23 protein-coding genes are annotated in these 24,291 nt (G+C 66.7%); 10 read left to right on the forward strand and 13 right to left on the reverse strand.

Translation table 11 applies throughout. The annotated features are described in order from the left end of the window. Positions 1-31: 31 nt before the first annotated feature. Positions 32-871 carry a MetQ/NlpA family ABC transporter substrate-binding protein gene (locus ACX80O_RS00865; RefSeq protein ID WP_459332193.1) on the forward strand — a complete coding sequence of 280 codons (840 nt, stop codon included), beginning with the start codon at positions 32-34 and terminating at the stop codon, positions 869-871. Positions 872-948: 77 nt separating this feature from the next. Here ACX80O_RS00865 and hemL read toward each other — a convergent pair whose 3' ends face one another. The 8 genes from hemL to hemE form a co-directional block, all read right to left on the reverse strand. Next, on the reverse strand, positions 949-2,274 hold the full coding sequence (gene hemL / locus ACX80O_RS00870; protein WP_459332194.1) for a glutamate-1-semialdehyde 2,1-aminomutase: 1,326 nt from the start codon (positions 2,272-2,274) through the stop codon (positions 949-951). Beyond that, the gene (hemB, locus tag ACX80O_RS00875) at positions 2,271-3,257 is read right to left on the reverse strand and encodes a porphobilinogen synthase (protein WP_459305486.1); all 987 of its coding nucleotides are present in this window, start codon (positions 3,255-3,257) and stop codon (positions 2,271-2,273) included. The genes hemL and hemB overlap by 4 nt, the downstream gene beginning before the upstream one ends. A gap of 29 nt (positions 3,258-3,286) precedes the next feature. Further along, on the reverse strand, positions 3,287-4,231 hold the full coding sequence (locus ACX80O_RS00880) for a uroporphyrinogen-III synthase (RefSeq protein ID WP_459332195.1): 945 nt from the start codon (positions 4,229-4,231) through the stop codon (positions 3,287-3,289). After that, the gene (hemC, locus tag ACX80O_RS00885; RefSeq protein WP_459332196.1) at positions 4,228-5,181 is read right to left on the reverse strand and encodes a hydroxymethylbilane synthase; all 954 of its coding nucleotides are present in this window, start codon (positions 5,179-5,181) and stop codon (positions 4,228-4,230) included. Before hemC ends, ACX80O_RS00880 begins: the two co-directional genes overlap by 4 nt. After that, positions 5,178-6,392, reverse strand: coding sequence for a ferrochelatase (locus ACX80O_RS00890; RefSeq protein WP_459332197.1), 1,215 nt, complete (start codon positions 6,390-6,392; stop codon positions 5,178-5,180). The genes hemC and ACX80O_RS00890 overlap by 4 nt, the downstream gene beginning before the upstream one ends. Then, a complete protein-coding gene (gene hemQ / locus ACX80O_RS00895; RefSeq protein ID WP_459332198.1) occupies positions 6,389-7,105 on the reverse strand; it encodes a hydrogen peroxide-dependent heme synthase in 717 nt (238 codons plus the stop codon). Before hemQ ends, ACX80O_RS00890 begins: the two co-directional genes overlap by 4 nt. A gap of 72 nt (positions 7,106-7,177) precedes the next feature. Next, positions 7,178-8,644, reverse strand: coding sequence for a protoporphyrinogen oxidase (gene hemG, locus ACX80O_RS00900; protein ID WP_459332199.1), 1,467 nt, complete (start codon positions 8,642-8,644; stop codon positions 7,178-7,180). Positions 8,645-8,646: 2 nt separating this feature from the next. Further along, complete coding sequence (gene hemE / locus ACX80O_RS00905; RefSeq protein ID WP_459305480.1) at positions 8,647-9,708, reverse strand: uroporphyrinogen decarboxylase; 1,062 nt, start codon at positions 9,706-9,708, stop codon at positions 8,647-8,649. A gap of 202 nt (positions 9,709-9,910) precedes the next feature. On the opposite strand from hemE, the gene ACX80O_RS00910 reads away from it, so the two are divergent. Then, positions 9,911-11,233: a glutamyl-tRNA reductase gene (locus ACX80O_RS00910; RefSeq protein WP_459332200.1), complete on the forward strand. Its 1,323-nt coding sequence runs from the start codon at positions 9,911-9,913 to the stop codon at positions 11,231-11,233. 347 nt (positions 11,234-11,580) lie between these two features. Here ACX80O_RS00910 and moeB read toward each other — a convergent pair whose 3' ends face one another. Then, positions 11,581-12,753 carry a molybdopterin-synthase adenylyltransferase MoeB gene (moeB, locus tag ACX80O_RS00915; protein WP_459332201.1) on the reverse strand — a complete coding sequence of 391 codons (1,173 nt, stop codon included), beginning with the start codon at positions 12,751-12,753 and terminating at the stop codon, positions 11,581-11,583. Between the two features lie 140 nt (positions 12,754-12,893). Here moeB and ACX80O_RS00920 point away from each other — a divergent pair, with 140 nt between their 5' ends. From ACX80O_RS00920 to ACX80O_RS00935, 4 genes are read left to right on the forward strand one after another with little or no spacing between them, the layout of a single operon-like run. After that, a complete protein-coding gene (locus tag ACX80O_RS00920) occupies positions 12,894-13,514 on the forward strand; it encodes a TetR/AcrR family transcriptional regulator (protein ID WP_459305477.1) in 621 nt (206 codons plus the stop codon). A gap of 54 nt (positions 13,515-13,568) precedes the next feature. Then, complete coding sequence (locus ACX80O_RS00925; RefSeq protein WP_459305476.1) at positions 13,569-13,793, forward strand: DUF3107 domain-containing protein; 225 nt, start codon at positions 13,569-13,571, stop codon at positions 13,791-13,793. Between the two features lie 27 nt (positions 13,794-13,820). Beyond that, positions 13,821-14,123 (forward strand): hypothetical protein, encoded by a 303-nt coding sequence (locus ACX80O_RS00930; RefSeq protein WP_459332202.1) that lies wholly within the window; start codon positions 13,821-13,823, stop codon positions 14,121-14,123. Between the two features lie 32 nt (positions 14,124-14,155). After that, positions 14,156-15,619: a protein adenylyltransferase SelO gene (locus tag ACX80O_RS00935; protein ID WP_459305474.1), complete on the forward strand. Its 1,464-nt coding sequence runs from the start codon at positions 14,156-14,158 to the stop codon at positions 15,617-15,619. 35 nt (positions 15,620-15,654) lie between these two features. Here ACX80O_RS00935 and ACX80O_RS00940 read toward each other — a convergent pair whose 3' ends face one another. Then, positions 15,655-16,386, reverse strand: a complete 732-nt coding sequence (locus ACX80O_RS00940) for a ferritin-like fold-containing protein (RefSeq protein WP_459332203.1) — start codon at positions 16,384-16,386, stop codon at positions 15,655-15,657. 94 nt (positions 16,387-16,480) lie between these two features. Here ACX80O_RS00940 and ACX80O_RS00945 point away from each other — a divergent pair, with 94 nt between their 5' ends. The 3 genes from ACX80O_RS00945 (at position 16,481) to ACX80O_RS00955 (ending at position 20,835) form a co-directional block, all read left to right on the forward strand. Next, positions 16,481-17,983 carry an RNB domain-containing ribonuclease gene (locus ACX80O_RS00945; RefSeq protein WP_459305716.1) on the forward strand — a complete coding sequence of 501 codons (1,503 nt, stop codon included), beginning with the start codon at positions 16,481-16,483 and terminating at the stop codon, positions 17,981-17,983. A gap of 247 nt (positions 17,984-18,230) precedes the next feature. Next, positions 18,231-19,967: a DEAD/DEAH box helicase gene (locus ACX80O_RS00950; protein WP_459332204.1), complete on the forward strand. Its 1,737-nt coding sequence runs from the start codon at positions 18,231-18,233 to the stop codon at positions 19,965-19,967. Positions 19,968-19,974: 7 nt separating this feature from the next. After that, positions 19,975-20,835: a DNA-methyltransferase gene (locus ACX80O_RS00955; protein ID WP_459305471.1), complete on the forward strand. Its 861-nt coding sequence runs from the start codon at positions 19,975-19,977 to the stop codon at positions 20,833-20,835. Positions 20,836-20,868: 33 nt separating this feature from the next. Here ACX80O_RS00955 and ACX80O_RS00960 read toward each other — a convergent pair whose 3' ends face one another. Then, positions 20,869-21,714: a PHP domain-containing protein gene (locus ACX80O_RS00960; RefSeq protein ID WP_459332205.1), complete on the reverse strand. Its 846-nt coding sequence runs from the start codon at positions 21,712-21,714 to the stop codon at positions 20,869-20,871. Between the two features lie 102 nt (positions 21,715-21,816). On the opposite strand from ACX80O_RS00960, the gene ACX80O_RS00965 reads away from it, so the two are divergent. After that, the gene (locus tag ACX80O_RS00965; RefSeq protein ID WP_459332275.1) at positions 21,817-23,379 is read left to right on the forward strand and encodes an aminopeptidase P family protein; all 1,563 of its coding nucleotides are present in this window, start codon (positions 21,817-21,819) and stop codon (positions 23,377-23,379) included. Between the two features lie 50 nt (positions 23,380-23,429). Here ACX80O_RS00965 and ACX80O_RS00970 read toward each other — a convergent pair whose 3' ends face one another. Together ACX80O_RS00970 and ACX80O_RS00975 are read right to left on the reverse strand one after the other, a co-directional pair. After that, the gene (locus tag ACX80O_RS00970) at positions 23,430-23,897 is read right to left on the reverse strand and encodes a polysaccharide deacetylase family protein (protein WP_459332206.1); all 468 of its coding nucleotides are present in this window, start codon (positions 23,895-23,897) and stop codon (positions 23,430-23,432) included. After that, a complete protein-coding gene (locus tag ACX80O_RS00975) occupies positions 23,894-24,142 on the reverse strand; it encodes a hypothetical protein (RefSeq protein ID WP_459332207.1) in 249 nt (82 codons plus the stop codon). The genes ACX80O_RS00970 and ACX80O_RS00975 overlap by 4 nt, the downstream gene beginning before the upstream one ends. Positions 24,143-24,291: the final 149 nt, after the last annotated feature.

The raw sequence follows: 24,291 nt of genomic DNA on the forward strand, positions 1-24,291 counted from the left end.
TTTGCACCCTCCCGAAAGGAAACCTGTTCTATTGCGCAAGCTACTCACCCTCGCCGCCACCGGTGTTGCTGCTTCCCTGGCCCTGAGCGCCTGCGGCGGTTCCACTGCCCCCGCCGTCGTCTCCTCGCTGGATCCGGCGAACCCGGAGACCATCACTGTCGGAGCGAGCCCCCAGCCGCACGCCAGGATCCTCGAGTTCATCGACGAGAACCTCGCCGAGGAGGCCGGGCTCGACCTGGAAATCACCGAGTTCGACGACTACACCACCCCCAACATTGCGCTCAGCGACGGGGATTTGGACGCCAACTATTTCCAGCACCTGCCGTATTTCGAGAGCCAGGTCGAAGGCCAGGGCTACGAGTTCACCCACGGTGAAGGCGTCCACATTGAACCCTATGCAGCGTTCTCCGAGCAGCACCAGGACGTCTCCGACATCCCCGAGGGCGGTCGCATCGCGATCACCAATGACCCCTCCAACCAGGCCCGCGCCCTGACCCTGCTGCAGGACGCCGGACTCCTGGAGAACATCGCCGACGACGCGTCGGTACTCGCCCTGTCTCCGGAGCAGAACCCGATGGGACTGGAATTCATCGAGAACCAGCCGGAACTGCTGCTCAATGACCTGCAGGACCCGAGCGTCGACCTGGCCATCATCAACGGCAACTACATCCTCGATGCGGGCCTGAGCACCACCGACGCCCTGGTCGTTGAGTCCCTGGACGGCAACCCGTACGCGAACTTCCTGGCCTGGAACACCGCTTCCGACGGCGACGCCCGGATCGACAAGCTCGAAGAACTGCTCCATTCCCCCGAGGTGGCCGCCTACATCGAGGAACAGTGGCCCAGCGGAGACGTTGCCCCCGCATCCTAGCGAACCATCCCTCACCCGAAAAGAACCCCGCACCGGAACGAACATCGTCCCGGTGCGGGGTTCTCGTGCGTGGGGCGTCAGCTGGACGGCGTCGCCGCTGCGGCAGCCGCTGCGGCAGCCGGGAGGGCGTCGTAGATCAGGCTCATCGCGGCGTCGTCGTGGGCCGAGGACAGGAACCACGCCTCAAAGACCGATGGCGGCAGGTACACCCCGGAGTCCAGCATGGAGTGGAAGAACGGCGCATAGCGGTAGGTCTCCTGCGCCAGCGCATCGGCGTAATTACTGACCCCCGCCGACGAGGTCCCAAACGCCACGCTGAACAGGTTTCCTGCCCGCTGGATTGAATGGTCGACGCCGGCGCGGTCCAGTTCGGTGGACAACGCAGCCGAGAGCGCCTCGGAGCTGGCATCGATGTGCCGGTACACGTCCGCTGTCGCGTGGGTCAGCTGGGCCACCCCCGCGGCCATTGCGAGCGGGTTCCCGGACAGTGTCCCAGCCTGGTACACCGGGCCCAGCGGTGCGAGGTGGTTCATGACGTCCTTGCGACCGCCGAGAGCCGCGGCGGGCAGCCCGCCGCCGATCACTTTCCCGAACGTCAGCAGGTCGGGCGTCCAGGCTTCCTGGGCATCGGGCGCACCGCCGGTCAGACCCCAATAGCCGCCGGGGCCCACCCGGAAGCCGGTCAGGACCTCGTCGACAATGAGCAGCGCTCCGTGGGCGGCGGCAATCCTGGCCAGGCCCGCGTTGAACCCCGGGCCGGGCATGACCACCCCCATGTTGGCTGGGGCCGCCTCGGTGATGATCGCGGCAATGGCATCGCCGTGATCGGCGAACGCCGCGTCCACAGCAGCAAGGTCGTTATAGGGCAGGACAAGGGTTTCCGCGGCTGTGGCGGCAGTGACCCCGGCGGAGCCCGGCAGCGCCAGCGTCGCCACCCCTGATCCTGCGGCGGCCAGCAAGGAATCCAGGTGCCCGTGATAGCACCCGGCGAACTTCACGATCAGGTTACGTCCGGTGAAGCCCCGGGCCAGCCGGACGGCGGTCATCGTCGCTTCGGTCCCGGTGGAGACCATCCGAAGCCGTTCAACGGCGGGCACCCTCTTCTGGACCAGCTGGGCAAGGTCAGCTTCGGCGGGCGTCGACGCTCCGAAGGACAATCCTTTGTCGGCGGCGCTGTGCACCGCCTCGAGGACCGCCGGGTGGCCGTGCCCCAACAGGGCCGGCCCCCAGGAGCAGACCAGGTCAACATACTCCCGGCCGTCGGCGTCGGTCACGTGGGGGCCCTTGGCCGACACGAGGAAACGGGGGGTGCCGCCCACCGAGCCGAACGCCCTGACCGGCGAATTCACGCCGCCCGGCATCAGCGTCTGCGCCCGTGCGAAAAGGTCATCTGAAACGGTCATCGGTGGTTCTCCTTCAGCCAGCCGGCAAGTTCGGCGGCCCAGTAGGTCAAGATGATGTTCGCCCCGGCTCGTTTGATACCGAGAACTGATTCTTCAATGGCACGACGACGGTCGATCCAGCCGTTGGCCGCAGCGGCCTCGATCATGGCGTACTCCCCCGAGATCTGGTACGCGCCAACCGGGACGGGCGAGAGTGCTGCGACGTCGGCCAGGATGTCGAGGTAGCTCATCGCTGGTTTGACCATCACCATGTCGGCGCCTTCCTCGAGATCCAGTTCGACCTCAAGAAGCGCCTCCCGACGGTTCGCGGCGTCCATCTGGTAGGTGCGCCGGTCGCCGGTCAGCTGGGAGTCGACAGCTTCGCGGAACGGGCCGTAGAACGCTGAAGCGTATTTGGCGGCGTAGGCAAGGACTGCTGTCTCCTGGTGCCCTGCTTCCTCAAGGGCCTGCCGGATGACCGCCACCTGGCCGTCCATCATGCCCGACGGGCCGAGGACGTGGGCCCCGGCGTCAGCCTGGGCCACCGCCATCCCGGCGTACACCGCCAGCGTCGCATCATTGTCGACGGTGCCGTCGGCTGCCAGTACGCCGCAGTGCCCGTGGTCGGTGAACTCGTCAAGACACACGTCACTCATGATCACCAGGTCATCGCCCACCTCGGCCCTGACATCGGCAATCGCCCGGTTCAGGACGCCGTCCGGGTCCAGGCCAGCGCTCCCCGTCGCGTCACGGTGCGCGGGGATCCCGAACAGCATGATCCCGCCGACGCCCAGCTCCACTGCCTCAGCGGCGGCGCGCTTGAGCGACCCGGTGGTGTGCTGCACCACGCCCGGCATCGAGGAAATCGGGTGCGGGCTGGTCAGGCCTTCCCGGATGAAGGCTGGTAGCACCAGTTCGGCGGGGCTGAGCCGGTGCTCAGCGGTCAGGCGTCGCAGCGCGGGGGTGGTCCGCAGTCGGCGGGGCCGGTGTTGGGGGAAACTCATGGTGCTCCTTTTCTCTTGCGCTTAGCCTGTCACGATCGTGGGTGGTCCCGCACCGCCGCGGCGATGGCGTCGGCGATCCCCGCCGGGGTGGGCTCGACGGCGACTGCCCCGCCGGGTATCCCATACTTCGCCGCCTCATCGGCGGTCGTGGCACCGATCATCACCGCGGCCGGTCCGGCCGGAAGAATGCCAGCCCAGGAGACGGGCGCCCCGTCCGACAGCCGGCGCACCGTGCTCGGTGAGGTAAAGACCACGGCGTCGACATCACCAGCATCGACCGCCGCCCAAAAGCCATCCCGATCCAGCTCGGTCACGGTGTCGATTGCCGCGACGGTGTCGGCGCGGCTGGCCCCTCGGGGGCCTGGCGCCGGACGATCCGGCGCAATATCGGGCGTGATCCGCCGGGCCGGATCCGCAGGATAGGCCACAGTCTGGTACGCGGTGACCCGCAGCAGCTCCCAGCCCTGATCGATCAGTGCTCGTCCGAGCGTCTCGGCCGCGAGGTCGGCCTGCGGAAGCAGGATTCGTCCCTCGGGGGTCAGCCGGGCGAAAGTTGCGGCCAGCCCGGCCCCCGAACTTCCCTCGCCCACGCTGCCCGGCACCAGATCGACGCGGATACCCTCGGCGGCCAGCGCCCGGGCCGTGGCTTCGCCCACCGCGGCGATCCGCGTGCCGGGGTGGAGAGCGGCGGTGAGGTCCTCGCCGCGTGCCGCCGAGCGCTGTTTCAGGGCCCGGACTGTAGTGGAGCTGGTCAGCAGGAGCCAGGTAAACCCGCCCTCGCGCAGCAGGTCAAGCGCCGCGTCGAGCGGGGCGTCGTCGTCGGGGGTCACAAAATCTATCAGGGGCAGCAGCTGCACGCTCGCTCCCCGGGAGCGCAACTCCTCAACCACCGGACCCGACCGGTCAGCACCGCGCAGCAGCACCACCCGCACACCATCCAGCGGCGGCAGACCAAGGATCGGGTCTGGGGTCATCCGACGGTGAGCGGTGCGATGGCCGCGGCGCCGGCGTGGAGCAAATCTTCGGCGAGGCCCACGCCCAACGCGTCAGCGCCGTCGGCTGTCAGCTCCCGGCCGGAGCGCGTCAACCGGAGCAACCTGGTTCCGTCGAGGCTGCAGACCACCGCCTGCAGTCCGAGGATTCCGTCGATGACCGTGGCGAGGGCACCGATCGGGGCGCTGCAGCCTGCTTCGAGTCGGCGGAGCACCGCCCGCTCGGCGGTCACTGCAAGCCGCGTGGTGCTGTGGTCGTAGCCTTTCAGAGCAACGGCGAACGTGGATTCCTGGGAGTCACCGGTCCTGCACTCGACGGCGAGCGCCCCCTGGCCGGGAGCGGGCAGCATGACTGCGGGGTCGATAAGCTCGGTGATGACGTTTTCGCGGCCCAACCGGATGAGGCCGGCCGCGGCGAGCACCACCGCGTCGAGGTCACCCGGGCCAGCGTCCGTCAGACCGGCGACCCGGCCCAGCCGCGTGTCCACGTTGCCCCGGATGTCGATGACCTCAAGCCCTGGCCTCGCGGCCCGGAGCTGGGCGGCACGGCGGGGGGATCCCGTTCCCACGGTTGCACCGTCCGGCAGGGTGGCCAGGGTCAGCCCGTCCCGGGCGCACAGCGCGTCCCGGGTGTCGGCTCGCCCCGGGATGGCCGCTATCGTCAGTCCCTCGGCGGGAGTCGTCGGGAGGTCTTTGAGGGAGTGGACGGCGAGGTCGCACCGGTCATCGAGCAGTGCGTCACGCAGCGCCGCAACGAACACGCCGGTCCCACCGATCTGGGTCAGGGACCCCTTGTGGGTGTCCCCCTCGGTGCGGATCCGGACCAACTCGTGAGCGAGTCCGCTGAGTTCGCTGACCCGCTCGGCGACGGTGGTGGTCTGGGTCAGCGCCAGTGCGCTGGCGCGCGTGCCGACCCGCAGCGGCTGGGTCACGACGCCGGGGCTGTCCCCGGCAGTCCAACAGTCGAGTCGGCTGCAGCAACTGTGGGCTTGGGGCCCCGACGGTTGGCGCAGCAGTTGGGGCGGCACACATCGAACCAGGGACCCAGCTGCGTGGCGGAGGGCCGGTCGGCAATGTTGTTGGCTACTGTGCGTTCGCAGACGAGGTCGATCAGACCGGCGACGAACTTCTCGTGGGTGCCGGGGGTGGGCACCCGTTCGGCGAGGACCCCCAGGTCGGCACAGGTCTCAAGGGCCTCGGTATCCAGGTCCCATTTCACTTCCATGTGGTCGCTGACGAACCCCAGGGGAACGATGACGACGCCCCTGGTGCCGGCGGCGGCCAGGTCCTTGATGGCGTCGTTGATGTCCGGTTCCAGCCACGGCACGTGCGGGGCGCCGGACCGTGACTGGTACACCAGGGACCAGTCGACGCCGGCGGATTCCGGCACCCGGTCCAGGACGGCCTGCGCCGTGGCGAGGTGCTGCGCCACGTAGGCGCCTTCGGCGTAGGCGGGGCCGCCGTCTGCTTCGCCGTTAACGCGGGGACCTGCGGCGTCGGCGTCACCGGTGGGAATCGAGTGGGTGGCGAAGAGGACGTGGATCGGCGCCTCGGTCCCGCCGCTGTCGCTCAGCTTCTGGCGCAGGGCCTGCAAACCCTGGGTTACGCCCTCAACAAAGGGCTCGACGAAACCGGGGTGGTCGAAGTACTGCCTGACCTTGTCCACTTCGAGCTTGCCTTCCAGCCCGGTCTCGACCAGGGCCATACCCAAATCTTCCCGGTATTGGCGGCAGCTCGAGTAGCAGGAGTAGGCGCTGGTGGTGACGGTCAGGACGCGGCGGTGGCCGGCGTCGTACGCCTCCTGCAGAGTGTCCGCGATGAAGGGGGCCCAGTTCCGGTTGCCCCAGTACACCGGCAGGCTGATGCCACGGCTGGCCAGCTCGGCTTCCATTGCGGCCTTGAGCGCGCGGTTCTGCGCGTTGATGGGGCTGATGCCACCGTTGGCGCGGTAGTGGTGGGAGACCTCTTCGAGTCGTTCATCGGGGATCCCCCTGCCCCGCGTGACATTCCGCAGGAACGGAATGACGTCTTCCTGGCCTTCGGGTCCGCCGAAGGAGGCGAGGATGATGGCGTCGTAATCCTTGGGCACCATCCGCCCGTTGTCGTCCACACCGTCAAGGGGGTGAAAGGCCTGAGCCGTCATCGGAGCACCTCTGCAATCTCGGCGGTACCAATCCGCCGTCCGGTGTAAAAAGGAATCTCGTCGCGGACGTGCCGCCGGGCCTCGGTCTCCCGCAGGTGACGCATCAGGTCCACCAGGTCGACCAGTTCGGGTGCCTCAAGGGCGAGGATCCATTCCCAGTCGCCGAGGGCGAAGGACGACACCGTGTTCGAGAGGACCTGCGGATACTGGCGGCCCTTCATGCCATGGTCGTAGAGCATTTCGCGTCGCTCTTCGGACGGCAGGATGTACCAGTCGTAGGAGCGGACAAAGGGGTAGACGCAGACCCATTCGGCTGGCGCCACCCCGCGGGAAAAGGCAGGGCTGTGGCTCTTCGAGAACTCGGCGTCGCGGTGGACGCCCATGGCCGACCAGACGATCTCGGTGTTGGCGAATTCCGTCGTCCGGCGGATCTCCCTGACAGCGGCCTGCAGTACCTCCGGCCGGGAACCGTGCAGCCAGACCATCACGTCAGCGTCCTCGCGCATGGCTGACACGTCGTAGCAGCCGCGCAGGGTTGCGCCGTCGGTGTGAAGGGATGCCAGGACGGCGTCGAGGGATCCGGTGGCCGAGGCCTGAGTGACGGCGCTCCGTTTGAACACTGTCCAGAGGGTGAAGAACTGCTCGACGGCGGCGTCGCCTGCGGTGGCAGTTGAAGGATTCTGCGTGTGCTCCGTGCGGGTTTGCTCACTCATGGTACTAGTCTGCCCCGCGGTGAGGAGCAAACCGAAATCTGAAGTTCTACTGCGCGTAGAAAGTAGTGCAAATCACAAACCGGTCGGGTCGCTGGCACGCGGGACGACCCGGTCGGCGAGCGCTGCGGCGCGCACTCTGGCGTCGTCGATGACAGCAACCAGACCGGTTCCCGCCAGCCAGGCGCCAGTGATCTCAAGGGTACGTTCAACGGCCGCGGCCGCCCGCACCCGTGCCACCAGGTCACGATGACCCACCGAGGCGTGCGGGAGCGACCCGTCCCAGCGGACCACGGTCCAGCCCACCACGTCGGCGTCGTCAATGGTGGTCTCCAGCAGCGTCGAGGCGTCGGCGAGCGCGGCCCGGTACAGGCCTGCGTCGTCGGTCACCTCGTCGCCCACCTGTCCGGCCCGACCGTAGGACAGCCGCAGCACATGGCTTCCTGGCCCCGCCTGATCGGCAAGCCAGGCCCACTTCGCTGTGGCATGGGTGAGCGCTTTGGCGCTGACCCCTTCGGCCCCGGCGGCGACCAGGACCCCGGTGCCCCGGGGGTGGGCGTCGAGTTCCGGTACGTCGACGACGAGGGTCACCAATGCCACACCCGGCACGGCCTGTGGGCGGTCGGCCAGGAGACGCGGCAGGGCACCGCCGAGAAGGTCAACCGCCCCGGGACCGTCCACCGCCATCACCAGCGCATCGGTGGTGAGGGACCCGTCAGCCGTGGTGACGGACCAACCGGTTCCCGCCCTGGCAAGGGAGAGCACCTCGCTGTCCGGTCTGAGGTCCGCTTTGCCGGCCCGCAGTTCACCGGTCAGGACGCGGGCGAGCTGTGCCATGCCCCCGCTCAGCCCTCCGACGGCTGAGCCGGCCGGGGCCGCCGCCCGCATGGCACCGACTGCCGCACCCAGCGAGCCGTGCTTTTTCATCATCATGCGAAGACCCGGCGCCACCGAATCAACGTCGAGGTCGTCGGGGTCAGCCGAGAACACCCCGCCGACCACCGGCGCAACCAGGCGATCCAGAACGTCGACGCCCATCCGGGCGCGCACCACCTCGCCGAGGCTGATTCCCTCGTCCTTGTACAGGCTGCCCAGCGGGAGCACCCTGTCCAGCGACGCCCGCAGCGCCCCCGCCCTGCCAATCGCCCGCACGATCTCGGGGTCGAGGACGTCAGCGGGGATGCCAAGGATGCCGCTGCGGGGCAGCGGCATGGCACTGTGCTGGGGGTCCTTGCCAGGCAAACGGATCCAGGCCCCCACCGGGTTGGGGGTAACCAACTGCTCACCGAGACCGAGTTCACGGGCGAGGGCCGGAACCGTGTCCGAGCGGGTCGAATACGACTCGGCCCCGCTGTCCAGCCGGAGCCCCGCCACCTCGTGGTCGGCCACGCAGCCGCCGAACGTCCCCGAACGCTCAAGGACGGTAACCGCCAAGCCGCGTTTGACCAGTTCGCGGGCGGTCGTCAGCCCGGCCATGCCACCGCCGATCACTACCACCGAGGGAGCGGCCGTTGGGCGTGAGGCGCTGCTGCGGTGCGGCATGGTTACGGTGCCACCGAGTGGATGAGCTCAACGATCCGGGTCAGCACTGCGGGGTCCGTTTCCGGCGGCACCCCATGGCCCAGGTTGACCACGTGGCCGGGGGCGTCGGCGCCCGCCCTGAGGACGTCGAGGACGTGGGCTTCGAGCACCTCCCACGGCGCGGAGAGCAGTGCCGGGTCGATGTTGCCCTGCAACGGCACGGTTCCGCCCAGGCGGCGGTTGGCTTCGTCGAGGGGCAGCCGGTAGTCGACTCCCACCACATCAACGCCTACGTCGTGCATCGCCACCAGCAGCTCCGAGGTCCCGGTACCGAAGTGGATCAGGGGGGCACCAAGGCCGCGCACGAAGTCGAGGGCACGGCCCGACGCCGGGGCGACATGAGCGGTGTAGTCGGCCTGGCCAAGGGACCCTGCCCAGGAATCGAACAGCTGGGCGGCGCTGGCGCCGGCCTCCAGCTGTGCCTTCAGGAACTTTCCCGATGCGTCAGCCGCCCAGCGGGTCAGTGCCGCCCAGGTTTCGGGGTCGGCGTGCATCATGGTGCGCGGCCCGAGGTGGTCCCGGGACGGTCTGCCTTCAACCATGTAAGCGGCAAGGGTGAACGGCGCACCGGCGAAGCCGATCAGCGGAGTACTCCCCAGTTCCGCCACCGTCAGCGCAACCGCCTCGCGGATCGGTTCGAGCGCTTCGTCGGTGAGCTCGGGCAGGGCCGCGACGTCGGCGGCGGAGCGGATCGGCGTACCCAGCACGGGGCCGATCCCGGGAACGATGTCGACGTCGACGCCGGCCAGCTTGAGCGGGATCACGATATCGGAGAAGAAGATGGCGGCGTCGACGTCGTGCCTGCGGACCGGCTGAAGGGTGATCTCGGAGGCCATCGCGGGGTCGAGGCAAGAGTCCAGCATGGCCGTCCCCTCCCGCAGCTGACGGTATTCGGGCAGGGACCGGCCGGCCTGGCGCATGAACCACACCGGGCGCCGGCTGGGCCGCTCACCGCGGTAGGCCGAGATCAGCGGCGAGGAGGACGTCCGGCCGTCCACCAGGGGGTGTGTTGCACTCAAAGTCATATCTCGATTGTGCCCACGTTCGGCCGGTTTCGGTTAACCAGCTTTCCGCTGACGCACCCCGACCGCCGGCCTGGCCGCCGCGGGGTGGCGAATCTCACCACCCCGACAGGGCCGCAGACAGGGCTGGAATCGGCTCGAAGCCGGTGAACTTAGGCATACCTATTCCGGTTCAATCACCGGGTTTCGCTATGCTGATAGAGCTGTGGTTTTACTATCTCTGGTTGCAACTCATTCCGATGTGGATCTGGAAACCGTCGCCCGACTCAGCGTCGGCGCCGACCAGGTCGCATCCGCTGTGCTCGCTGATGGGCCGGCCGTCTCAGGGGCAGTCACCCTTGCCACCTGCAACCGTCTCGAAATCTATTGCGATGCCGCCTCCACCGACGATGTGGAGGCCGCACGGTCAGCCGTCATCACCCGGATCAGCGGACTTTCGGGACTGCCGGAAACCTGGGTTTCCTCGGCGTTCACCACCCGCACCGGCGAGGACGTGGCCCGCCACCTTTTCGCCGTCGGCGCCGGCCTCGATTCGGCTGTGGTCGGTGAGCGCGAAATTGCCGGCCAGGTGCGGCGCGCCCTGATCGAATCCCAGGCGAATGGCACCACCAGCGGGCCTCTGGTCCGCTTGTTCCAGGAAGCCTCCCGCACCGCCAAGGAGGTCGGAGCGCAGACCGCCCTGGGCAGCCAGGGCCGGTCCATCGTGTCGGTGGCCCTCGAACTCGCCGCGGACCTGTCACTGACCCGCGAGTTTACTGACAAGTCGGTGGTGGTGTTCGGTACGGGCGCCTACGCGGGTGCCACGATGGCGCTGCTGAAGGAGAAAGGGTGCACCGAGATTTCGGTCTTCTCCTCGTCAGGACGGGCTGAAACTTTCGTGTCAACTCGTGGCGGCGCAGCCCTCACCCCCGAGAATCTTCCGGCCGCTCTGGCCAAGGCTGACATTGTGGTGGGCTGCAGCGGCAGCGACAACCAGGTGGAGGCCGACGACGTCGAGCAGGTTCGCGCTGGGGTGGACAAGCCTTTGATCATCGTCGATCTGGCGCTGAGTCACGATTTCGACCCCGCCGTCGGCTCCCTGGCCAACGTGGAACTGATTACCCTCGAGTCGGTTAGGCTCGCTGCGCCCAGCGAGCAGGCCGCAGCGCTGAGTCAGGCGAGTACCCTGGTGGCAGACGCCGCCCGCACCTTTCAGGAACGGCAGGACTCGCGGGCGATGGACACCGCGATTGTCGCGCTGCGGAAGCACACCCAGCAGGTACTCGAATCGGAGATGCAGAAGGTCAGGGCCCAGCACGGCTGCACCGCCGCCGCTGAAGAGGTCGAATTCGCGCTCCGCCGGATGGTTCGCCAACTCTTGCACGTCCCCACGGTCCGTGCCCGCGAACTGGCCGCAGAGGGCAGGCAGCAGGACTACGCCGCCGCCCTCGAGGCCTTGTACGGCATTGATCTTGAGGTGCAGGGCGAACGCTCGGATGAGGCTGGCTGTCCGGTGCGGCAGGACCCGCCCGCGACCGGCATCGCCTGACAACCCGCTGGCTCATTCCGCGGCTGTCCCGGCGCGCGAGACGATAGAGGCGCGGTCCCTTCCCCTGTCGCGGCTTGGCCCGGTCGTGACAACCCGCACGGCCTGGCGGCGTCGCTGAAAGTAATGTGCAGCACTGGCGGGTGGCCAGGAACAATTGTGCAGCACTGGCGGGTGCGAGTCCCGCCAACCCACCACAGCTGCACACAAGATCCCGACGACGACGCCCGCGCCCGCGCCAACCCACCACAGCTGCGCACAAGATCCCGACCGCGACGCCCACGCCCGGGCCAACCCACCACAGCTGCACACAAGATCCCGACGACGACGCCCACGTGTGGCTCAGAGGTCTAATACACCGGCTTGTCCGGCTCGATGTGCCTGACCCACTCAAGGATTCCGCCGTCAACGTTGAACACCCGTGAGTGACCTGCCGCGCGGAGGTGCCGCACCACCTCGGCAGACCGGCCGCCGGCCTTACAGTGCACATAAACGTCTCGTTCGGTGACGACTTCCTGCTCCCCGGACAGGATCGAATCCTTGGGCATCAGCGTTGCCCCGCCAATGCTGACGATCGCGTACTCCCCCGGCTCCCGCACGTCGATAAGGTCGAAGTCCAGGTCCCCGTTCTTCCGCTGGCGCAGCAACCGTTCGAGCTCGATAACGCTGACCGACGGCACAGGGGCCACCGGGCCGGCGGGCAACCCACAGAACGCCTGATAGTCGATCAACCGGGTTACCGGTGTCGCCTCAGGATCCCTGCGGACCCTAACCTCCCGCCACGTCATCTCCAGCGCGTCAAAGATCAGCACCCGGCCCAGCAGGGACACTCCGGTACCGGTAATCAGCTTGATTGCCTCATTGACCATCACCGAGCCGATCTGGGCGCACAGCACACCCAGAACTCCTCCCTCGGCGCAGGACGGGACAGCACCGGGGGGCGGCGCATCGGGGTAGAGGTCCCGGTAGCTGGGCCCGTACTTGGCCCAGAAGACGCTCACCTGGCCGTCGAACCGGAGGATTGAGCCCCACACGTAGGGCTTTCCCAGGATTTCCGCCGCGTCGCTGACCAGGTAGCGGGTGGCGAAGTTGTCGGTGCCGTCCAGGATCAGATCGTAGTCGGCGAAAATCTCCAGTGCGTTGCTGTTGTCCAGCCGCACCTCATGCCGGCGGACGGTCACCAGCGGATTTAACTCGGCGATGCTCTGTGCCGCCGACTCTGCTTTGGACTGACCGAGGTTCGAGACCCCGTGGATGATCTGCCGCTGCAGGTTCGAGACGTCGACGACGTCGTCGTCGACAATCCCGAGGGTACCCACCCCCGCAGCCGCCAGATACAGCAGGGCCGGTGAGCCCAGCCCTCCGGCGCCGATCACCAGGACCCGCGCGTTCTTCAATCGCTGCTGGGCGGTGAGACCGAACCCGGGGATGATCAGGTGGCGTGAATAGCGCTCAGTTTCCTCACGAGACAGGTCAGCATCGGGGGCAACCAAGGGGTCGAGCGGCGTTGAAGGTGAGCTCATGCATCAAATGTATGCCCGGTGAACTCATCGATGCCATTCGTACCCCCGCCAGGTTACCCGTGGGTAAACTAGAGGCTAATCCGCAGGGATCACTCCTGCGGACAGACAGTCCGTCCCACTAGCCGAAGGCCAGACGAAGCGTGAGCTCAGAAGCACCGACAGGCGGCAGGGCTACGCGCCTCCCCCGGGATGAGCGACGGCGCCAACTGATGAGCGCCGCTCACGAGGTCTTCGTCGCCAACGGGTACCACGGCGCGGCGATGGACGAGATCGCCGAAGTAGCCAAGGTCAGCAAACCGGTCCTGTACCAGCATTTCCCGGGAAAACGCGAGCTCTATCTTGCACTGCTGGAAAACCATCTGGCCGAGCTGACCGCACTCCTGGTCGACGCACTGCAATCCACCACCGACAACAAGCTGCGGGTGCACGCCACCATGCGGGCCTACTTCCAGTTCATCGCGCAGGACAGCCAGGCACACCGGCTCGTCTTTGAATCGGACCTGTTCAACGATCCGGATGTGAGCGGCCGGCTCGAAGAGTTCAACGCGCGTTTCGCCGATGCTATTGCCGGGGTGATCGCCGAAGACACCCACCTGTCCCACCTGGAAGCCACCCTGCTGGGACACGGGCTGGCCGGGATGGCACAGGTCAGTGCGCGGTACTGGCTGGAGACGGACGGCAGCATGGACATCGATGCCGCGAGTGAACTGATTTACCGTTTAGCTTGGCGCGGAATCAGTCGCTTCCCGAAGGAAATCTAGAGTAAGTTCCAGTGAGGACTTCACCCACTTACCGCTACATCAGGAGGAACCGCAGTGGAAATTAAAATTGGTATCCAGAACGTCAACCGCGAGATTGTGCTCGATTCCGAGCAGACCGCCGACGAAGTTGCCGACATTGTGGCAAAGGCAATGAATGGTGGCTCCGAGCTTCGGCTCGCCGACAGCAAGGGACGCCACGTGATCGTCCCTGCGAACGTCCTGGGTTACGTCGAAATCGGTGCCGAGGAATCACGCCGGGTAGGTTTCGGAGCGCTCTGACCTGGTCACTGCGCCAGGCGAGGAAGCATGCTGACGCTGCTGGCCGTCACCGCGGTAGCCCTGATGATTGGTTGCGTCGTGCAGGTCGTGGACCGGACGCACCAGCGGCACAGCATGCTCCTCCTCCCTGGTATCGCCCTTCTCACCGGCCTTGTGGGCTGGGTGATCATGCAATTCACCGGGCTGGGGTACCACCCCGAGTTGTTTTGGCTCAGCTGGTCACTCCCCCTGGTCGCCAGCGCAGTGGTGACCGTCGGAACCGCCTGGTGGCTTGGGCGGCACCGGGAAACTGAAGACGCTGAGGCGCTCCGCCGGGTGACTGATACCTGACGCTAACGGCCCGACCACTGTACGCTCGAGAGATGAGTGTGACACCCCAGCTTGCCCTCGCCCTGGACAACCGTTTCGCTCGGGAGCTCAGCGAGATGGCGGTCCCGTGGCAGGCCGAGGACGCTCCCGACCCGCGCTTACTGGTCCTCAACGACCGGCTGGCCACCGGCTTGGGACTTGATCGTGACCGGCTGCGCAGTGCCGCCGGGCTGGGGCTGTTGACCGGCACTTCTCTTCCCGACGGCGCCACCCCCGTGGCGCAGGCTTACTCGGGGCACCAATTTGGTGGGTTCTCGCCCCGTCTCGGGGATGGCCGGGCGCTACTGCTGGGGGAGCTTACCGATCCCACCGGCCGCGTCCACGACCTTCATCTCAAAGGTTCAGGGCGTACCCCGTTTGCCCGCGGCGGTGACGGCAAGGCAGCCGTAGGCCCGATGCTGCGCGAATACCTCATCAGCGAGGCAATGCATGCGCTCGGCATTCCTACCACCCGCGCCCTGGCGGTGGTGGCGACCGGCCGATCGGTACGCCGCGACACCGAACTTCCCGGTGCGGTGCTCGCCCGGGTGGCAGGCAGTCATCTGCGGGTCGGTAGCTTCCAGTACGCGCGGGCCACTGGCGACGTCGGCCTCCTCCGCCGCCTCGCCGATCACGCGGTGGCCCGCCATTACCCAGACGCCACCCAGTCGGAGCAGCCTTACCTGGCCCTGTTCCGGGGGGTCGTGGCCGCCCAGGCGTCGCTGGTGGCGCAGTGGATGCTCGTCGGATTCGTTCACGGCGTCATGAACACCGACAACATGACCATCTCCGGTGAAACCATCGACTACGGGCCGTGCGCGTTCATGGACGGGTTTGATCCGGCGACCGTCTACAGCTCAATCGACGAGAGCGGTCGGTACGCCTACGCCAACCAACCGGTGGTGGCTGAGTGGAACCTGGCACGTCTGGCCGAGGCGCTCCTCCCCCTGCTTCACGACGAGCAGGACCAGGCACTGGTGCTGGCCACCGAGGCGCTCGGCGGGTTTCGCGGGCAGTACGCAGACGCGTGGTCCGCTGGCATGAAGACCAAACTCGGCCTGTCAGGCCTGCAGGATGATGCAGTGGTCCTGCAGCTCATCGATGATCTCCTCAGCCTGCTCGAAACGGACCGGGCCGACTACACGTCCTTCTTCCGCACGCTCGGTGCCGCGGTGACGGGCGACGCCGGCCCCGTCCATTCCCTCTTCGCCGACCCTCAGGGCGTGACCGAATGGGTGGAACGGTGGCGCGCCCTGAATCCCGACGCCGTCGTCATGACGGGTGCCAACCCCGTGTACATTCCCCGCAACCATCTGGTGGAGGAAGCGCTCACCGCTGCCACCGCCGGGAACCTTGAACCGTTCGAGCGGTTGCTGGACGCCGTAACCTCCCCCTACCAGGAGCGTGCAGGCCTCGAGCGCTACGCCACCGCAGCTCCCGAGGGCTTCGGCGTGTACCGGACCTACTGCGGCACCTGAGCCGACGGTAAAACCAGGGGGTAGGCTGCGCCTGATCAGGCGGTGAGGCCGAGGAGGCCCATCCGCCGGGAATGGTTGCGGGTCAGCTGCGAGAACAACAGCAGCGTCTCCTTCTCCTGATCCTCTTCCGCACCGGCGAAGAGCAGCGCGCCCAGGAAGGCCCGTTCGATCCCGATGCGCTGGGCCTGGGTGAGCGCTTCGCCGACCAACCGCCGCCCCCACAACGCCAGCCGGGACGCCAGCCGCGGATCGTCGGCCAGTGCCGCCCGCAGGCGTTCCTGCAACAGGGGACCCTGCTCATCGGCTGACTGGATCCTGCCGATCAGCTCACGGGTCGGCGCGTCCAGCCGGCCGGCCAGCGCAGTGTAGAAGTCGCCGGAGATTGCACCGATGACGAACGCCTTCATCAGGGACTCGTACCAGTCAGCGGGCCTGGTCCGTTCGTGGAACGAATCGATTGAGGGCTGGAAGGGAGTCATCGCGGTTTCCACGTCCACGCCCAGGGCGGCGAGGTGGGCGCTGACCATTTCGAAGTGTTCAAACTCTTTCACCGCAAGACGTCCGAGCGCCGCCCGGTCATGCAGCGTCGGCGAGAAACGGGCATCGGAGGACAACCGCTCAAACCCTGACAGTTCCCCGTAGGCCATCACCCCGAACAGGTCGACGATGAATTGCGCATAACGCGGGTCTGCGGGCAGCTGGGGCAGCTCACCTGCCGGGAGATCGTCGGAGGCCTGCTCGGGGAGGGAGGACTGCAATGAACTCATGGGGTTAAGGGTACCGGTGCTGAAGGTCACGAATCCGGTCCAGCGCGCCGCCCCATCCGGCGACCGCGCGGCCGGGTGTATTACGGTTGGGGATGTGCCGTACTCGCATCTTGATTTGTCGAACCGAAACTCACAGTTGCAGCTGACCCGTTCCCTGCAGTCGCTGCGCGAGGAACTGGGTCTTGAGGCAGCCTTCCCGCCCGAGGTTCTGGCGGAGGCCAGTCAGGCAATCAGGAACCAGTCCCGTCCAGCAACGGACCTCAGCGAGCTGGGTTTCATCACCATCGACCCACCCGGGTCCACCGATCTGGATCAGGCAGTTCACCTGGAACGGAACGGATCCGGTTATCGGATCTGGTACGCCATCGCCGATGTGCCCGCGTTTGTCACACCGGGCGGCGCGATCGACCGGGAGGCCCGCCGCCGCGGCCAGACCGTCTACGCGCCGGACGGCCGGATCTCCCTGCACCCTGAAATGATTTCCGAGGACGCCGCGAGCCTGCTCCCCGGTGAGGTGCGTCCCGCATACGTCTGGCAATTTGATCTGAACGCTGCCGGGGAGGTCCAGAGCACCGACCTCCGGCGTGCCCTGATCCGCAGCCGCGCCCAGCTGACCTACGACCAAGTGCAGCGCGACATCGATTCGGGTGGGGCACCCGAAAACCTGATCCTGCTCCGCGAAGTGGGGTTGCTGCGCATCGAGCTGGAACGCCTCCGCGGTGGTGCCAGCCTGAACCTTCCCGAACAGGAGATCGCCAACGACGGCGACAGGTACTTCATCCTCACCTCCCCGCCACTACCGGCCGAGGACTGGAACGCTCAGATCTCGCTGATGACGGGGATGGCGGCCGCCCAGCTGATGATCGACGGGAAGATCGGTGTGCTGCGCACCATGCCCCCGCCGGATCCGGAATCGATAGCCCGGTTCCGCCGTCAGGCCCGGGTGCTCGGAACACCCTGGCCGGAGGGCATGGCCTACGGGGAGTTCCTGCGCAGCCTCGACACCACCGAGCCGCGGCAACTATCCCTCATGCACGCGGCGGCGTCACTTTTCAGGGGTGCCGGCTATACAGCGTTCGACGGCGACCTGCCCGCCGCCAGAAGCCAGGCCGCCATCGCCGCTCCCTACGCCCACACCACAGCCCCGCTGCGGCGCCTGGTTGACCGGTTCGTCCTGGTGATCTGCGCTGCGCTGTGCTCCAACACCGAGGTGCCGGCCTGGGCACGCGACGCCCTGCCCGAGCTGAACTCGCTGATGAACTCCTCCAACCAGCTCTCCTCCCGGTTGGAGCGGGGTGCGCTGGACGCCGTCGAGGCAGCACTACTCAGCAATCTGGTAGGCCAGGAGTTCGACGCCGTCGTCATCTCGGGTGCGAAACCGCCCAATGGCAACAATGGCGCCGCTCCCATCCCGGTCGGTACCATCCAGCTGGCCGACCCGGCCGTTGCGGCGCGCTGCGAGGGGGAGCTGGTCGCGGGTGATGAGGTCCGGGTGCGCCTGGTCCGGGCCGATATCGACGCCCGCGTGACCCGCTTCGAGCTGGTCACCGGTCAGGCCACTCCCGGCGTGTCGGGCACCCTCGCCGGGGCAGGGTAGAGTTTACTGCGTAGTAATGGATGCCCGGTCGTACTCATCATTTCTTGATTAGTTACCCCTGACCCGCAAGTACCTACGCGATCTTCAGTTCTTCTTAGCCGGCAGGATTTGCTCGAATCCCCGGCCTGCAGTTGTAAGCCCGCGATCGGCTTCCACTGGACGCCATGCGCCTGTCCCTCCGGGCTGACCACAGGTCAGCCACCCGTTGAGATCCAGCAGCCGTACGGCCTAAATGAACGGTATTTAATTGAACACTGATAACACCCAGGTGACCGACAGCCACCATCTCCACGCTGACAACAGCGACGACGAGATCTTCGTCGAGGAGACACTGGTAACCACCGAGGAGCCTCACAAAGAGGCGGCAGAAACCTTCGCGGACTTCAACGTCCGCCCCGACATCGTCGAGTCTCTCGCCGACGCGGGAATTATCCACCCCTTCCCCATCCAGGCGATGACCTTGTCGATCGCCCTCGGCGGCCACGACATCATCGGCCAGGCTAAAACCGGCACCGGCAAAACCCTCGGCTTCGGCATCCCCGCCTTGCAGCGCGTCGTCGCACCCAAGGACGACGGCTACGACCGTCTACCTATCCCGGGCGCCCCGCAGGCCCTCATCGTGGTGCCCACCCGCGAGCTTGCCGTCCAGGTGGCCGGCGACCTGACCACCGCTGCCAAGAAACGTCATGCTCGCATTGTCACCATTTACGGCGGCCGCGCCTACGAACCGCAGATCGAGGCGCTGAAAAATGGCACCGAAATCGTGGTGGGCACCCCCGGCCGGTTGATCGACCTGTACCGGCAGAAACTGCTCTCCCTCGCCAACGTCAAACTGGTGGTCCTGGACGAGGCCGACGAGATGCTCGATCTGGGGTTCCTCCCCGACGTCGAGACGCTGATCGCGGGAACCCCAGCGGTCCGGCAGACCATGCTGTTCTCGGCGACCATGCCCGGCCCGGTTGTCGCCATGGCACGCCGCTATATGACGCAGCCCACTCACATCCGGGCGGCTGATCCCGAGGACGAGGGGATCACCAAGAAGGACATCCGCCAGGTCATCTACCGCGCACACAACCTCGATAAGGCAGAGGTGGTCGCCCGGATCCTGCAGTCCCGTGGCCGCGGGCGAACCATCATCTTCACCAAGACCAAGCGCACTGCCGCCAAGCTGTCCGAGGAACTGATTGACCGCGGTTTCGCTGCCGGGGCCATCCACGGGGACCTGGGCCAGGGCGCCCGCGAGCAGGCGTTGCGGGCCTTCCGCGGCGACAAGATTGACGTCCTGGTCGCCACCGAAGTGGCTGCCAGGGGCATCGACGTCGAGGACATCACCCACGTGATCAACTACCAGTGCCCCGAGGATGAGAAGGCATATCTGCACCGCGTCGGCCGCACCGGGCGGGCAGGCAAGAAGGGCACCGCCGTCACCTTTGTCGACTGGGACGACATGCCCCGCTGGGGACTGATCAACAAGGCTCTCGGCCTGGATTCCGCCGAGCCCGTTGAAACCTATTCCTCCTCGCCGCACCTCTACGAGGAACTCGACATTCCAGAGGGCACCAAGGGCAGGCTACCCCGCAACAAGCGCACGCTCGCTGGGATCAACGCCGAAACCCTCGAGGATCTCGGCGAGACGGGTAAGAAGCACCGCAGCGCGTCGGAGTCGCAGGGCCAGGGGCGTTCGCGTGGCGGGGAACGCTCGGGTAGCGGCGACCGCTCCGGTGATCGTTCACGCGGCGGCGATCGTTCCCGGTCAGGCGATCAGCGCGGCGGCCAGCCAGCCGGGGACGGCTCGGGCAACCGCCGTCGCCGTTCGGGAGGATCAGCCGAGGGATCCAGCCAGCCGCGCGAGGCAGTAGCCAGTGCGCCGGCGTCGAGCTCCGACGGTGCACCGGCCGCCGACCGTCCACGCCGGAGCCGTTCGCGGACCCGCAGCCGCAACGGCGAGGTAGTGAACAAGCCCGCCAGCGGCACCGAAGGCTAGGCCCGGCATGCCGGGTCCCGATACGGTGCCGCTGTGGCGCCCAGACGGCAGCAACCTGGTGGTACATGCGGACAACGCCGCGTACCTCCCGACGCTGCCGGATAAGTCTTTTACCATGATCTACGTTGACCCGCCCTTCAACACTGGGCGGGCTCAACGGCGCCAGCAAACCTCGATGGTCCGCAACCTGGAGGGGACCGGCGACCGGATCGGGTTCAAGGGTCAGAGCTATTCGACGGTCAAGGGAATGCTGGCGAGCTACGACGACGCCTTCGAGGACTACTGGGATTTCCTGGCCCCACGCCTCGCCGAGGCGTGGCGACTGCTGACCGACGACGGCACCCTGTACGTCCACCTGGACTACCGGGAAGTGCACTACGTCAAGGTTATGCTCGACGCCCTCTTTGGCAGGGACAGTTTCCTCAACGAAATCATCTGGGCCTATGACTATGGCGCGCGGGCGAAGAGCCGGTGGCCAGCGAAACACGACAACATTCTGGTCTATGTGAAGGACCCGGCGAACTACTACTTCGACAGCGCCGGCGTGGATCGGGAACCGTATATGGCGCCGGGGCTGGTCACCCCGGAGAAGGCCGCCCGAGGAAAGCTGCCCACCGACGTCTGGTGGCACACCATCGTCTCGCCTACCGGCCGGGAAAAGACCGGTTACCCCACCCAGAAACCCGAAGGTGTGCTCCGTCGCGCCGTCACTGCGAGCAGCCGCGAAGGCGACTGGGTGCTCGACTTTTTCGCGGGATCAGGAACCATCGGGGCCGTAGCAGCGAAGCTGGGACGGCGCTTCGTCTGCGTCGACCAGAATCCTCAGGCGATCGAAGTGATGACCGTACGGCTGGGCGCATACTGCTGACCTGTTGGCGGCCCGGGACATATCGAAGGCGGCTCAGCGGACCACGGGCGAGCCGCTAGCAAGCAATTCGATCTGTTCCAGGACCGACGGGGATGTGAGGTTCTCCCCGAGCCGGTTCGGTTTTCCTTCACCGTGATAATCGCTGGACCCTGTCATCAGCAGACCGTCCCTGGCCGCGATCCGCCGCAACTCCTGGCGCCCCGGCTCGGGGTTGTCCCGGTGCTCAACCTCAAGGCCCTGCAGCCCGGCGTCGATCATCTGCCCGATGACGTCGTCGCCCACGATCCGCCCGCGCGCCGAGGCCACCGGGTGAGCGAAGACCGCGACGCCCCCTGCCGCGCGGATCAGCTCCACCGCCTGGGCGGGGTGCGGTGCGTAGTGACCCACCCAGTAGGGCGACGCAGCGGTGAGGATGTGGGTGAACGCCTCACTGCGATCGGAAACAATACCGAGCGTCACGAGGGTATCGGCAATATGGGGGCGCCCCACCGTCGCACCCTCGGCAATATGCTCCTGCACATCGGACCAGGTGATGGGATAGTCCGCCCCCAGACGCTCCACCATCCGCTCGGCCCGCGACAGCCTGGCATCCCTTGAGCGCTGGATTTCGGCCACCAGACCGGCATGCAACGGATCGTGCAGGTAGGAGAGCACATGAACACTGATACCGGTCTCCGTCCGGCAGGACACCTCCATCCCGTGGACCAGCGCCACCCCGTGCACCCGCGCCGCATCGGCGGCGTCAGCCCAGCCGGCCGTCGAGTCATGATCCGTCAGGGCGATCACGTCCAGGTCAGCGTTCCGCGCTGCCCTGATGAGCTCGGCAGGACTTTCGGTGCCATCGGAGACGGTTGAGTGGGTGTGTAGGTCGATTCTCACCCATCTAATCTACGCCCGCCCCGTTGTTCCGGCTGACAGCTGTTTGGTTGCCTCCGGTACCAGTGAGATCATGGAGGCGTGAGTACTGCAGAGAACAAGACCCTGTCCCAGACCGCTGTCGCGCCATCCGCTCCCGAGGAGCAGCCCCTCGCAGCGCGGAACGAGAATCGTTCGCAGCGCCCCGATTCGGAGGCATTCAAGGCGTTCATGGCTCAGCAGTGGGCGCCGAGGCACACCGAACTGCCTGCCGAGACCGAGGTGGCGCCGCACGCAGCGAAGCGTCGTCGCACCATCTCGGACCGGTTCCCGGGCCAGCGCCTCGTGATCCCCGCCGGACCGTTCAAGGTCCGCTCCAACGACACCGACTACCGGTTCCGGCCGCACTCCGGCTTCGCCCACCTCACCGGACTCGGGCTCGACCACGAACCGGATGCCGTGCTAATCATGGAACCGGTTGAGGCTGGCCAGGGCGACGACGGCGGCCAGCACCACGCCACCTTGTATTTCAGGGAACTCGCCGGGCATGACAACCCGGAGTTTTACGCGAACGCCCGCTACGGCGAATTCTGGATCGGCTCCCGGCTCTCGCACGCACAGATCAGGGCACTGCTCTCCATCGAGACCGCCGACCTCGCCGAGCTTGAAACGGCAGTGACCAAGGACGCCGGTGTCCCCGAGGTCGGCGGCATGCGGATCCGGCTCCTGCGTGAGGTGGACATGAACGCTGACGCCCTGGTGGACACCTCCCGGATCAACACCGGCGTCGATTTGGAGAAGTCCGACGAACTGGACGGCAAGCTGGCCGAGGCCCTCTCCGAACTGCGCCTGCTCAAGGACGCCTGGGAAGTGGACCAGCTGAAGATCGCCGTCGCTGCGACGGTCAACGGGTTCCACGAAGTGGTCAAGGAACTCCCCCGCGCGATCACTCACCCCCGCGGCGAGCGCGTGGTCGAGGGCGCATTCTTCGCCCGCGCCCGTGAGGAAGGCAACGACCTGGGGTACGACACCATTGCGGCCTCCGGCAACAACGCCACGGTGCTGCACTGGATCCGCAACAGCGGGCAGGTCCACGCCGGGGACCTCCTGCTCCTCGACGCCGGCGTTGAGGCCGACAGCCTGTACACCGCGGACATCACCCGCACCCTCCCGGTCAACGGCAAATACAGTGACGTCCAGCGGAAGATCTACCAGGCAGTCCTGGACGCCGCAGACGCTGGGTTCGCCGCTGCACAGCCGGGATGCAAGTTCAGGGATGTTCACCAGGCAGCCATCACAGTGCTCGCCGAGCGGCTGGACGCGTGGGGTCTCCTCCCGGTCTCCCTTGAGGAGGCGCTGTCCCAGGATGGCCAGCACCACCGCCGCTGGATGCCGCACGGCACCAGCCACCACCTCGGCATGGATGTTCACGACTGCGCCCAGGCCAAGCGAGAACTCTACCTGGACGGCATCCTCACAGCGGGCATGGTCTTCACCATCGAACCCGGCCTGTACTTCAAGGACGAGGACCTGGCGGTCCCAGACGAATTCCGGGGCATTGGTGTCCGGATCGAAGACGACATTCTGATGACCGCTGACGGCCCGGTGAACCTCAGCGCCGCGCTTCCCCGCGAGGCGGACGACGTCGAAGCCTGGATGGCGGGCATCTACAGCCCCACCGGCGAGTAGTCAACGACTACCGCGGTGGGCGTTCCGACCCGACGATTGTGGTGGTTGGGCTAGGTCGTCATTGCTGTGGTCAGGGTGACGAAATCTTCTCGACGACCGGGTCGCTGGTTGAGGGCTTCGGCTAGGCCCTCCCCTGTTGCCGCGCGGGGTTGGTTTCCGTGGGCGATGATGATGTCCCCGGCCTGTGCCCGCCCGACTTCCTGGGCTATGAGGAGCGCCGGATAGGTTGCGCCGGCGTCGGCGTTGATATTGAATCCCGTAGGCGTCTGGCCCAGGGCGAGGCAGATTTGCGCGGCCACCTCATCCAGGTGCGCTGTGCCGGATCTGAAAAAGCGTGGTGCTTTCCCGGTAAGGTCGGTGATCATCGCGGTGTTGACCATGATCTCGTCGTAAATTTCCCCCGGCCCCACGGTCCCGGGTATGCCGTAGGCGCTTTGGCCCGTCACGCTTAGTGGCAGGTGGCGGGTGCCGTGGTTCGCAATTTCGAACAACGGATCGTTTGCCAGTTCCTTGGTCAATGCTGGGTTGTCGGCATGTTGTGCTGTCGCAGGAGGTTCAGGATCGTGTGGTCGGCCAGGTTACCGCCTGGTCCGCCGCAATAATCGAGGGTCAGTGCAATTCCGGTAGCACCTGCGGGTAGGGTGCTGATCACTCCTGGAACGTCTAATCCCCAGTGCCGTGGCACTGTTGCGGTGAATCTTTCGATGATGTCGTCACGGGTCGGCGTAATAAGCCGGGGCTCCAGGGGTGGGGTCGATGACATTGGTTCGGGAGAGGTCGTCGGTGTCGCCGTCAACGTCTCGCTGGCCGTAGGTGGAGTGCTGGAGGCCTGCCCTTGCGGGGCTTCGGCTGACACCCTCGCACATCCGACCACGGTCATTCCGAGACCGGCAAGGATCAGTGCCTACGGCT

Source organism: Arthrobacter glycogeni (genome assembly GCF_054511155.1).

Coding starts and splice junctions, on each gene's coding strand:
- hemL (WP_459332194.1), bottom strand. CDS start 2,274: ATGACCGTTTCAGATGACCTTTTCGCACGGGCGCAGACGCTGATGCCG.
- hemB (WP_459305486.1), bottom strand. CDS start 3,257: ATGAGTTTCCCCCAACACCGGCCCCGCCGACTGCGGACCACCCCCGCG.
- ACX80O_RS00880 (WP_459332195.1), bottom strand. CDS start 4,231: ATGACCCCAGACCCGATCCTTGGTCTGCCGCCGCTGGATGGTGTGCGG.
- ACX80O_RS00890 (WP_459332197.1), bottom strand. CDS start 6,392: ATGACGGCTCAGGCCTTTCACCCCCTTGACGGTGTGGACGACAACGGG.
- hemQ (WP_459332198.1), bottom strand. CDS start 7,105: ATGAGTGAGCAAACCCGCACGGAGCACACGCAGAATCCTTCAACTGCC.
- hemG (WP_459332199.1), bottom strand. CDS start 8,644: ATGCCGCACCGCAGCAGCGCCTCACGCCCAACGGCCGCTCCCTCGGTG.
- hemE (WP_459305480.1), bottom strand. CDS start 9,708: ATGACTTTGAGTGCAACACACCCCCTGGTGGACGGCCGGACGTCCTCC.
- moeB (WP_459332201.1), bottom strand. CDS start 12,753: ATGAGCTCACCTTCAACGCCGCTCGACCCCTTGGTTGCCCCCGATGCT.
- ACX80O_RS00930 (WP_459332202.1), top strand. CDS start 13,821: ATGCTGACGCTGCTGGCCGTCACCGCGGTAGCCCTGATGATTGGTTGC.
- ACX80O_RS00935 (WP_459305474.1), top strand. CDS start 14,156: ATGAGTGTGACACCCCAGCTTGCCCTCGCCCTGGACAACCGTTTCGCT.
- ACX80O_RS00940 (WP_459332203.1), bottom strand. CDS start 16,386: ATGAGTTCATTGCAGTCCTCCCTCCCCGAGCAGGCCTCCGACGATCTC.
- ACX80O_RS00955 (WP_459305471.1), top strand. CDS start 19,975: ATGCCGGGTCCCGATACGGTGCCGCTGTGGCGCCCAGACGGCAGCAAC.
- ACX80O_RS00975 (WP_459332207.1), bottom strand. CDS start 24,142: ATGTCATCGACCCCACCCCTGGAGCCCCGGCTTATTACGCCGACCCGT.